Below are 11121 nucleotides of genomic sequence, written 5' to 3' on the forward strand. Positions count from 1 at the left end.
CACTTTCTACTCTTGAAGGAGCTTGCGATGACAAGCAAAAAGCACGAGCACGAGTTCTTCGCCACCTGTCTGCCGGGGGTCGAATCGCTGCTATCCGACGAGCTGCACGGGCTCGCGGTGCGCAAGGTGCGCCCGCTGGTCGGTGGCGCGGCCTTCTACGGCTCGCCGGAGACGGCCCTGCGGGTCTGTCTGTGGTCGCGGTTGGCGGGCCGCGTGAATGTGGTGGTGGGCCGCGTAGATGCTTCCGACGCCGGCGCGCTGTACGCGGGTGTGCGGAACCTGGCCTGGGAAGAGGTGCTGGCCGAGAGGGCGAGCATTGCCGTGCGGGCCAACGGCGTGAATGGCGAGCTGCGCAACACCCAGTTCACGGCGTTGAAGGTAAAGGACGCCGTGTGCGATCGCCTGGCCGAGGCGCGGGGGGCGCGTCCCGATGTGGACGCCCAGGCGCCCGACGCGCTCATCGAGGTGCGCCTGCGCGACGATCGGGCCACCATTGCCCTCGATCTATCGGGGGCATCGCTGGCACGGCGCAGCTACCTGCGGCCCGAGGACGGCCCCGATGCCCCCGTGGCCGTGGCCCAGGCCGCGGCGCTGCTGGCGGCGCTGGGGGCGCCGGAGCGCTTGGCGGCTGGTTGGGGGTTTCTGGACCCGGCATGCGACGACGGCATCCTGCTGTGCGAGGCAGCGGGCCTTCTAGCGGACCAGGCGCCCGGTCTCGTGCGGGATCGTTGGGGGTTCGCCGGATGGGCGCGCTTTGACGCCGCGGCGTGGGACGATTTGCTGGCTGAGGCCGACGACCGCTTGGAGGCGGGGCTCGCTCGCGTGCTTGGTGCCGAGGGCGCGGCGAGTGCCACGGTGGATGCGCCCGATCAGCGCACCGTGCGCATCGTGGGGCTGTCGGCCTCCTCACCGGCCGTGGCCCGGGCCCGCGGCCATCTGCGGGCCGCGGGCCTGCGGGCGGTGGCGAGCGTGGAGGCGGTCGCCGCCGAGGACGCGGATGCGGTGGAGGAGCGCCTGGTGCGGGCCGTGGAGCGGACGGGAGCGGCCCTGGGTGCCGGGGCGGCGCCCGCCCTCGTGGTGGCCAACGTCGCCCCGGCCGGCCGGGCCGAGGACGATGCCCGGGCCGTGGCCGAGCAGGCGGCCTGCGTGGCCGCCGCCCGCCGGGCCCCGGCCGGGTCCCGTTTCGGCTTCGTCGGCGCCGGCGGCTTTTCGACCCGCTTTCGCACTCCGGCCGCCGAGCGCATCGAGATCGGCCGGGGTCGGGCCGAGGCGGTCCTCGAGCGCTTCGACGCGCCCCCTTGCGAGCCGGCGGTCATCGCCGTGGCCAACCCGGCCGGGGGCACCGAGCTTTCCGTGGAGGTGAACGACGCCGCCTCGGCCCAGTTCGCGAGCCGCCTGCGCAAGGTGGCTCGGGAACGGCGCAAGTGGGCCGCGCGCGAGGGCGTTGCCTGCTACCGCCTCTACGACGGTGACCTGCCCGAGTACGCCTGCGCCATCGACCTGTACGAGGGCGCAGGCGATGCCGAGGGCATTCTCTACGCCCACGTGGCCGAGTACGCCCCGCCCAAATCGGTGAACCCGGATGTGGCCCGGGCCCGTTTCGAGGACGTGCTCGCCATTGTGCCGGCGGTGCTCGGCATCCGTCCCGACCACGTGTTCTCCAAGGCGCGCCTGCGGGCCCGCGGCGGCGGCCAGTACCGTGACGCCGGCGGCCGCAGTTACGTGACCCATACGAGCGAGGACGGCCTTGTCTGCGAGATCGATCTGGGCGGCTACCTGGATACCGGCATCTTCCTCGACCATCGCACGACCCGCGAGATGGTGGGGAAGATGGCTGCGGGCAAGCGCTTCCTGAACCTGTTCGCCTATACCGGCGTGGCCACGCTGCACGCGGCGGCGGCCGGGGCCGCGTCTACCACCACGGTGGACCTCTCCCAGACCTATCTGGATTGGGCTGCCCGCAACCTGGAGGCCAACGGCTTTGCGGCCGAGGGAGACGCCCGCGTGGAAGGAGGTCGGGCCGGCAAGGGGAGAGGCGGTCGGAAAGCGGCCTCCCGCGGCCAGGGCTCCCACGAGCTCGTGCGCGCTGACGTGGTGCGCTGGGTCCAGGAGGCCCGCCGCGGGCGGCACACCTGGGATCTCATCTTCGTGGATCCGCCCACGTTCTCCAACTCCAAGGCCATGGGCCGGCGCACCTGGGATGTGCAGCGCGATCACGCCGAGCTGCTTATCGGCGTCTCGCGGCTGCTGGCGAAAGACGGCGTGGCAGTGTTCTCCTGCAACCTGCGCAGCTTCAAGCCCGACCGCGAGGCCCTGGCCAAGTGCGGCGTGGCCATCGAGGACATCACGGCGAGCACCATACCCCACGATTTCGAGCGCAATCCTCGCATCCACCACTGCTATTTGGTGCGAAGGGCCGTCTCGGCGGAAGCGGAGGCCGATGCTTGAGGCCGGGCCGTCTCGACGGAAGCGGGGGGGCGATGCCCAGGGTCGGGCCTGACCGATGACGGAAGCGGGGAGGGACGGCGCTTGGGGCCGCCTGGTTGCCGATGAGAACTATTTTCGCCATCGACCAAAAAAGTTCTTGCAAACCCGAGGCGCTTCGGTATAATTCTATCTTGCGCTGAGGGCGAGAAGCCCCGCCGATATTCCTCGGTAGCTCAACGGCAGAGCATTCGGCTGTTAACCGAAGGGTTGTAGGTTCGAATCCTACCCGGGGAGCCATGATTGTTCAGAACCCTCCTCTTGGAGGGTTCTTTCTTTTCTCCTGCTGCCCTGCTTCGTGCGATCCGCGTGGATTCCCGTCCCCGAACAGGCGTATCCCAAATACGGTAATTGGCCGTTGTCCCCTTGTCGGGGCGGGTCTTTTGCTATCATGGAACGGCGCGGCGAAGATGCTTCGCCGCGAGTTTGGCAATGCGGGCGTGGCGGAATTGGCAGACGCGCCAGATTTAGGTTCTGGTGGGCAACCCCCGTGAAGGTTCAAGTCCTTTCGCCCGCACCATTTTTTGCTTTCCGGCCCTCGGCCGGGCAGCCGGGACGCGCGCCGGAGGCGGCGTGCGCGAAGAAAAAGGAGAATCACCTTGGCAGTCCCCGCAGTATTCAGGAAGTACAACGAGATTAGCCTCATCAAGCGCATTCTCATTGGTCTTGTTATCGGCATTGTTCTGGCGCTGCTCATCCCCAACGTGCAGCCCTGGACCGACGTCATCACGCTTTTGGGCTCGCTGTTCGTGGGCGCTCTGAAAGCCGTGGCGCCCGTCCTCGTGTTCTTCCTGGTCATCAGCGCCCTGTGCAACGCCGAGGGCGCCGGTACCATGAAGACCGTTGTCGTTCTCTACGTGATAAGCACCCTCGTGGCCGCCGTCGTGGCCCTTATCGGCAGCGAGCTGTTCCCCTCCGTCCTCACCCTGGACACCTCTTCCATGGTGGAGCAGGCCGCTCCCGAGGGCATAGGGGAAGTGCTCACCACTCTGCTCATGAACATCGTGGCGAATCCGGTCGACGCGCTCATGAACGCCAACTACGTGGGCATCCTCGCCTGGGCCGTGGTCCTCGGCATCGCCCTGCGCGCCGCCGGCGAACACACCAAGGAAGTATTCACCGCCATCTCCGACGCCGTGTCCAAGGCCGTGCGCTGGGTCATCAACCTGGCCCCCTTCGGCATCCTCGGCCTCGTGTACGCCTCGGTCAGCACCTCCGGCACCGACATCTTCCTCGAGTACGGCCACCTCATCCTGGTGCTCGTGGCCTGCATGCTCGTCATCGCGCTCGTTACCAACCCGCTCATCGTGTGGGTGTGCACCCGCAAGAACCCCTATCCGCTCGTGCTGCGCTGCCTGAAGGACTCGGGCCTCACCGCGTTTTTCACCCGCAGCTCGGCGGCGAACATCCCCGTGAACATGGAGCTGTGCCGCAAGCTCGGCCTGAACAAGGACAACTACTCGGTGTCCATCCCGCTGGGGGCCACCATCAACATGGCCGGCGCCGCCGTCACCATCACGGTGATGACCATGGCCGCCTGCCAGACCATCAACCTGGCCGTCGATCCGGTGACCGCGCTCATCCTCTGCGTGTTGGCCGCCGTGTCCGCCTGCGGCGCCTCTGGCGTGGCCGGCGGCTCGCTGCTGCTCATCCCCATGTGCTGCGCCCTGTTCGGCATCACCAACGACATCGCCATGCAGGTGGTGGGCATCGGCTTCATCATCGGCGTCATCCAGGATTCCTGCGAGACCGGTCTGAACTCCTCTTCCGACGTGGTGTTCACGGCTACTGCCGAGTACCGCCAGCTCATCAAGGAGGGCAAGGAAGTGCGCCTCGGCCAGGACGCCTACTCTGCCGACGAGCTGGCCTAGTCCCGCCGACAACATATGGTCCAAGCCCAAGGGAATCTGCTGAGGCAGGTTCCCTTTTCTTATGTCGGCCCATGCGGGAGCGTGCCGCGGCGCTCACGGCTTTGGCGGAGCGTGCGGCCCCCTCTCTTCCGCGGGGCTAGGAGCGGGTAGTGCTCTCGGCCCGCTCGGTTCCCAGGGTCTTTCCGGGACTCTCGGGAACGGCGGTCTCCACGAGGTTGCGCGTGGTCAGCAAACTGAGGAGCACCACGCAGCCGAGGGCGCCGAAGGTGAGGCGCATGGCATTGGATTGCGCGGCCGACTTCGCCTCCACAAGCTTGGCGGCCTGGTCCTCGCTCGCGCCCCACTGGGCGGTGAGCTCGTCGAAGGCATCGTCGGCCATGAGGGTGGAGGCCCGGTCGGTGGCTGCGGCCATGAGGTCGTGCTGCACGCCGCCCTCGGCGGCGAGGGTGGTGAAGCCGCCGGCCATGGTGAGCAGAAGGCACGTGCCCGCGAGCGCGGTGCCGAGGGCCAGGCCGATGGAGCGGGCCGCCCCCTGGATGCCGCCGGACTGCTCGGCCTCCTCGCGGCTCACCGAGCAGGCCACGGCGTTGTTAGCCTGGGAGTTCACGGCGCCTACGCCGAAGCCGCCGAGCGCCATGCCCAAGAACAGCGGCAGCGCCACCCCGTGCTGCTGCACGCCGAGGGCCATGAGGCCGCAGGCGCAGGCGAGAGCGACGAACCCGGCGCGGATGATGAACCGCGAGGAGAGGTGCGGTGCCAGCTTGGGTAGGAAGGTGGCCAGAAGGAACATCGGAATGCCCGAGAGCAGTGACAGGAGGCCCGTCTGCAGGGCCGTGAATCCGGTGACGAGCTGCAGGTAGGGCGTGGCCAAGATGCCCACGGCGCCCATGTAGAAGAACGGTACGAACACCGCGGCCAGGCCGGCGCGCACCCCCTTCGAGGTGACAAAGACCGTGGGAATGAGCGGGTTGCCCCGGCGCTCGGCCCGTCGCTCGGTGGGCACGAGCAGGCCGAGCAGCAGAAGCCCCGCCACGATGGCCGGCAGGGTGGGGGCCATGCCGAACACGGTGAAGGGGCACATCTTCTGCGGGGCGAGGATGCCCCAGTCCGACAGGTGCGACACGCCGAGCAGCGCGAGCCCCAGGCCGAGCGCGGCCACGGCAGTGCCGGCCACGTCGAAGCGGGCGTGCCTGCCGGCCGGCGGGGTGGCCGGCACGAGACGCGTGCAGCACAGCACGATGGCGAAGTAGGCGGCCATGATGGCGAAGGTGAGGCGGAAGCCGGCTTGGTCCATGACCGCGCCCAAGGCCAAAGGAGACAGGGTGGAAAGCGCCGCCGCTCCGGCAATGGTGCCGAAGGCGATGGCCCGTTGGCGTCCCTGGTACAGCGCGGCCACCAGACCCAGCACGGCCGGGGTCACCAGGCACGCGCCGAGCGCCATGACGACGCGGCCGCCCCAGGTGAACACGGCGATGTTGGGAGACAGCGTGGCGATGAGCTCGCCGACGAGTGCCATGGAAAGTCCTGCGACCAGCCCCCGGCGCAGCCCGATGGTGACGCCCACCAGGCCGCCGGCGATCATGAAGGCGCCGGCAATGAGCGAGAACAGGGCCGTGGCCACCTGGATGTCGTCGAGGGTGGCCCCGAGCGACCCCACGAGGCTCGCCGTGGCCAGGTTCATGGCCGCGCTGTCGCTGGAGGTGCCGATCTGGGCCAGGGCCAGCACGGCCAGGGGCCCGTAGCTTGCCTGCGGGATCGTTGCGGGCCGCTGGTCGCTGCGATCAGCGGCGAGAGCCATAGTCGCCATAGTGAACCTCTCAACCGGTTGCGGACTCGCGAGTTGCGAAACCCAATATCTTGCCCGTTTCACTCAGAGATTTTCCCCCCAAGGGACGGTGCGGGCGGCCGTGTCCCGGGGAATCTCTTCCAACTGTTGCCATCTTGCCACGGTATCGTCGCCCTCGGCGCCGTCGGCGGGGCTACACTGGCTTTGTGAGCGATTCGCTCAGGTACCGATAGGGCAGAGGAGGGGCCATGAACAGCAGGCAGGGAGCGCTTCTGCGGGCGCTGCTCGATGCCGGCGACTACAAGACGTCCGCCGACTTCGGTCGCGAGCTCGGCTGCTCGGACCGCACGGTGCGCAGCGATGTGAAGGCGCTCAACGCGTTTCTCGAGCACGAGGGCTTCTCCACGCGGGTCGGCCGTCAGCGGGGCGCCGGGTTGCGCCTTGGGCTCGCGGTCGGCGAGGAGAACCGGCTGGTGCGTCTCCTCGGCGAGAGCGAGGCCGAGATGCACCCGCGCTACGAGCGCCTGTGCCAGGAGATGATCGCCCTCACCTGCTGTCCCGGCCCCCATAGCGCCGACAGCCTCGCCCGGCGCCTGTTCCGCAACAAGCAGCAGATCCAGGCCGACCTGCACTGGTGGGAAGGGGTGCTTGCCGTGAGCGGCCTGAGGCTGTCGGCGGGGCGGACCGTCGCCGTGGAGGGACCGGAGTGGACCATCCGCGGCTTCGTCATGTCCATGCTGTTCTCCTTCCCGGCCCAGGCCGTGCGCCGCCGCATCATTCCCTCGCTGCTCGGCGCCATGGACCCCTACGACCGGCAGTTCCTCGAGCGCTGCATCGACGAGATGGAGCGCGATCTGGGCTTCGAGTTCTCCAGCAACGCCCAGTGGCAGTTCAGCGTCTACCTCTGCATCATGGTCACGCGCATCAAGCTCGGCTGCGGCCTGCGCCATTGGCGCGACGACGGGGAGCCGACCCAGTTCTTCGCCTACCTGCGCCGCCGCCTGGAGCGCCACTTCTCCATCGCCGTGAGCGAGGCGGAGATGGGGCTTCTGCGCGACATGGCGAACTGCTGCACCTGGCAGTGGAGCCTGGCGGCCATGGAGGCCTACGAGCCGAGCGAGCGGGCCCGGGCCATCGTGGATGACATCGCGGCCGCGCTGGAGGGGGCCTTTGGCGCGCCCTTGCCCGAGGACATGGGCAAGCCCCTGGCCATTCTGCTGGAGAGCGGCCTGGCCCGGCGCTCCTGCGAGCTTCTGGCCCCGAACCCCAACGAGAGCGCCGTGAAGTACGAGGCCATGGACGGCGCGCTGCTTTTGTCCTCGGTGCTGTGCGAGGTGCCCTCGCTCGTGGAGGCGGCCCTGTTCAGCCCCGATTACGCCCGGCTCGTTCTCGTGCTGTTGGATTACCTGGAGGCCACCGGGGCCATGCGCTGCTATCGGGTGGGGCTGGTGGTGAACTGCGGCATCGATCTGGCCCTGTGGGGCGCGCACCGCATGGAGAAGCTCTCCTCGCGCCTGTCGGTGGCAGATGTGCTGACGGAAAACGAGGTGCTCGCCGCAACCGCGGCGCCCGCCTGCCGCCTGCACGACCGCTTCGACTTCCTCGTGGCCTTCGAGCCTTTGGATGTGGACTTCCCCAGCGTGACCATCTCGCCGGCCGTGAGCCGCAGCGACATCGATCACATCATCGCCTCGGTGCCCCTGTGGCACCGGGGCCGGGAGGTGCGCGCTCCGTGGGAGCGCCAGGTCCTGCGCTGCCAGTCCGCGCCCGACAGCCTCCTTCGCGGCCTGTACCGCGCGCTTTCGGACGATGGGCTCATCGCCATGGACTTCGATCGCTTCTCGTGGCTTTTCTGGACGCTCTCCCTCGTGCGGGATCGCACCCTCGTGTTCGCCTGGTGCGGCCCGGGCGTCGCCTCCACGGCCATTCGCATCTACCAGTTGGAAGAGGAGGCGCGCAACGAGGCTGTCGGCTGCACCATGGCGGCGGTGCTCGTCGTGGCCGAGGCCGATCGGGGCGACCTCATGCCCCTCACGCAGCGGTTCAAGCGCCTCGTGGAGGACTATGCCGATACCTCCGATCTTGTGAGCGACGACGGCTTCTTCGTCGGTTTCCCCGAATAGGAGAGCCGTCGCGCATGCTCGGTGGCCGAGCGACCGTGCCTGCGCCCCTTCCCGCTGCCCCTGCGGCCGCACCGCTTCGCATTTCCGGCATCGCCCGGTCGAACCGCCGCGCATTCGTCGCGATTGCTCGGTCGGTTCGCTGCCCGTTCCCGCACTGCGTTCGGCGCATCAAAAAAGGGGAGGCCGCGAAGGCCTCCCCTGAGTCGTACCCGGCCGGCGGGCGGAAGCGTGCGGGCCTACTGGCCGTCGCGCTCGTAGAGGGTCTCGCCCTCCTTGATGGTGGCGAGCACCTTGATGTCGCGGATCTCGCGCGGGTCCACGGCGAGCGGGTTGCGGTCGAGCACCACGAGGTCGGCCAGCTTGCCCATCTCCAGCGTGCCCTTCAGATCCTCCTCACCGTACTGGTAGGCGCCGTTGAAGGTGATGGCGCGCATGGCCTGATACGGCGTCACCTTCTGGTCCTCGTCCAGCTGCGCGCCGGCCTTGGTGACGCGGTTCACGGCGCACCAGGCGGCCTCCAGCAGGTTCGGGCGCAGCACCGGGGTGTCGGTGTGCAGGGTGAAGGGCAGACCCGCCCGCGCCGCGTCGCCGCAGGCGCTCACGCGCCCGCCGCGCGCGGGGCCGAGGTTGCGCAGGTGCGCGTCGCCCCAGTACCAGATATGGGATGAGAAGATCGAGGGGATCATGCCGATCTCGGCCATCTTCTCGTACTGGTCGGCGCGCGCGGTCTGGGCGTGGATCATCACCGGGCGCAGGGCCATCTTGTCCGGGTTGTCCGAGGCGTCGCGGGCGGCCTCGTACACGCGCAGCAGCTGGTCGGCCGCCGCGTCGCCGTTGCAGTGGCACAAAAGCTGGTGGTTCGAGTCGATGGCAATCTTCGCGAAGGCGGCGGCGTCCTCGTCGGTCATGGTGCCGTAGGCCACCCAGTCGCGCTCGCCGTCGGGGCCTTCCACATAGGGCTCGGTCATCCAGGCGGTCAGGCCCTGGGGCGAGCCGTCCAGGAACATCTTCAGGCCGCCGAAGCGGAAGTGGCCGGTGTATCTCTGGCTGTCGAACTCGGCGTTGGCGGCCAGGGTGGCCATGACGTCGGTGCCCCACATGGGGTACGCGACGATATCCATCTTCAGAAGCCCCGCCTTCGCGAGCGACACGAGCACGCCGGCCATGTCGGGGGCGGTGGCGCCGTCCTGGCAGGTGGTCACGCCGTGCTCCAGGTAGATGCGCTGCATGGCGGGCACCATGGCGGCGAAGTCGAGGCCGAGCCGTGGCGTGGTCACCGCGTAGAAGGGGTTCATGGCCGCCGGCTCCTCGGCGTAGCCGTCCAAGTCGCCGGTGCCGTCCATGCGCCCGTAGCGGCCGCCCTCCGGATCGGGGGTCGTGGGCGTGACGCCGGCCAGCTCCAGCAGGCAGTCGTTGGCCACGCCCATGTGGTTCGACACGTGCGTGATGAGCACGGGCGTGTCCTCGGACACGGCGTTCAGGACGGACTTGTCGGGATGGCGCTGCTCGACCAGGTTGTTCTGGTCGTAGCCGTTGCCCATGATGACCCCGTCGGGCCCGATGTTGTTCTCGGCGGCGAACGCCTTGAGCGTCTCGGTGATCTCGGCGAAGGAGGTGCACGCGGACAGGTCGGCGTACAGGAGGTACTGCAGCGCGCCGGTGAAGTGGCTGTGCGGGTCGATGAGCCCGGGCAGCACCGCCGCGCCGCCCAGGTCCACCTCCTCGGCGCCCTCGGCGCGCTTGCGGGCCTCCTCCAGGGGGCCGACGAAGGCGATGCGGCCCTCGTCGTCGACGAGCAGGGCGTCGGCGGTATCGAACTCGTCGACCATGGTGACGAAGGTGGCGTTGGTGAAAAGCCGTTTCATGGTCTTCCTTTCAATTGTCGGATGACGGGGTGCGCAGGGGGTGTGCGAGAGGGCTTCCCCCGATAGAAGAAGCGGGTGGGTGCGCGTCCCACCCGCTTCGGTCAAGGCCGGGGTATCGTCCGGTCAGTCAGAGGGCGGCCGGCCTACATCTCGCGGTCGACCACGGGCTCGAAGGGTTGCTCGCCGGCGGTCTCCTCGACGATGGTCTCCTCTTTGCCGTCCTCATCCTTCTTGAAGATGGTGATCCAGCGGGTGGACAGCAGGCCCAGCAAGATCAGCACCGCGGCCACCACGTAGGAGGTGATGGTGGACTGGATGCGGGCGTCGGAGTTCAACTGCACGAGCTCGGCACGCTGGGCATCGTCCATGGGGATGTCGGCGATGGTGGCCTCGAACTGCGCGTCGCCCATGAGCGAGATGTTGCGCTCGGCCACGGCCTGCTGCACCTCGGGGGTGATGACGGGGCTCTCGGCCATGGCGTTGTCGATGTTGGCGGTGATACCGAACAGGAGCACCGCGCCGATGGCGGCCACGCCGATGGCCTGGCCCACGTTGCGCATGGTGGTCTGGATGCCGCCGGACTGGGAGGCGTCGCGCTCGTTCACGGCCAGGGCCACGATATTGTTGGCCTGGGCGGACACGATACCGGCGCCGGCGCCGGCCACGGCCAGGCCGACCCACATGAGGCCGTTGACCTCAGAGCCGTGCAGCGAGAGGGCCATGGGGATGAAGGCGGCGGCCATCACGATGTAGCCGAGCTGGATGACGCGGCGCGGGTTGGCGTTCGGCATGAACTTCGGGATGCCGAGCGAGAAGATGAACGTGGGGATGCCCACGGCCAGCGCCATGACGCCCATGAGCACCGGCGACCAGCCGGCCACCAGCTGCAGGTAGGGCGAGAGCAGGATGGCCTGGACGCCCATGAAGAAGAAGGTGATGGCGCTCGCCACGAGGCCGGCGCGCACCTGGGGGGTCTTCAGGAAGGACTGGGG

6 protein-coding genes and 2 tRNA genes are annotated in these 11121 nt (G+C 68.6%); 5 read left to right on the forward strand and 3 right to left on the reverse strand.

Going from position 1 to position 11121, the window contains the following annotated elements; all coding sequences use genetic code 11:
* Positions 1–27 precede the first annotated feature (27 nt).
* From rlmKL to sstT, 4 genes are all read left to right on the forward strand, one after another.
* Entirely contained in the window at positions 28–2448 is a 2421-nt protein-coding gene (gene rlmKL / locus AAK988_RS09905; RefSeq protein ID WP_369880685.1) for a bifunctional 23S rRNA (guanine(2069)-N(7))-methyltransferase RlmK/23S rRNA (guanine(2445)-N(2))-methyltransferase RlmL, read from the forward strand.
* A gap of 201 nt (positions 2449–2649) precedes the next feature.
* A tRNA-Asn gene (locus AAK988_RS09910) sits at positions 2650–2724 on the forward strand.
* Between the two features lie 194 nt (positions 2725–2918).
* Positions 2919–3004: transfer RNA gene (locus tag AAK988_RS09915), tRNA-Leu, on the forward strand.
* A 79-nt stretch (positions 3005–3083) separates the two neighbouring features.
* Positions 3084–4355, forward strand: coding sequence for a serine/threonine transporter SstT (gene sstT, locus AAK988_RS09920; protein WP_369880687.1), 1272 nt, complete (start codon positions 3084–3086; stop codon positions 4353–4355).
* 136 nt (positions 4356–4491) lie between these two features.
* On the opposite strand, the gene AAK988_RS09925 is transcribed toward sstT, so the two are convergent.
* Complete coding sequence (locus tag AAK988_RS09925; protein WP_369880688.1) at positions 4492–6162, reverse strand: MFS transporter; 1671 nt, start codon at positions 6160–6162, stop codon at positions 4492–4494.
* 227 nt (positions 6163–6389) lie between these two features.
* Here AAK988_RS09925 and AAK988_RS09930 point away from each other — a divergent pair, with 227 nt between their 5' ends.
* Positions 6390–8264: a BglG family transcription antiterminator gene (locus AAK988_RS09930; RefSeq protein ID WP_369880689.1), complete on the forward strand. Its 1875-nt coding sequence runs from the start codon at positions 6390–6392 to the stop codon at positions 8262–8264.
* 236 nt (positions 8265–8500) lie between these two features.
* Here AAK988_RS09930 and AAK988_RS09935 read toward each other — a convergent pair whose 3' ends face one another.
* The gene (locus tag AAK988_RS09935) at positions 8501–10129 is read right to left on the reverse strand and encodes an amidohydrolase (protein ID WP_369880690.1); all 1629 of its coding nucleotides are present in this window, start codon (positions 10127–10129) and stop codon (positions 8501–8503) included.
* A 143-nt stretch (positions 10130–10272) separates the two neighbouring features.
* On the reverse strand, positions 10273–11121 hold an 849-nt coding region (locus AAK988_RS09940), incomplete at its 5' end, for an MFS transporter (protein WP_369880691.1).

The organism is Adlercreutzia muris (assembly GCF_041223505.1).
GTDB classification, from domain to species: Bacteria; Actinomycetota; Coriobacteriia; order Coriobacteriales; family Eggerthellaceae; genus Adlercreutzia; species Adlercreutzia muris.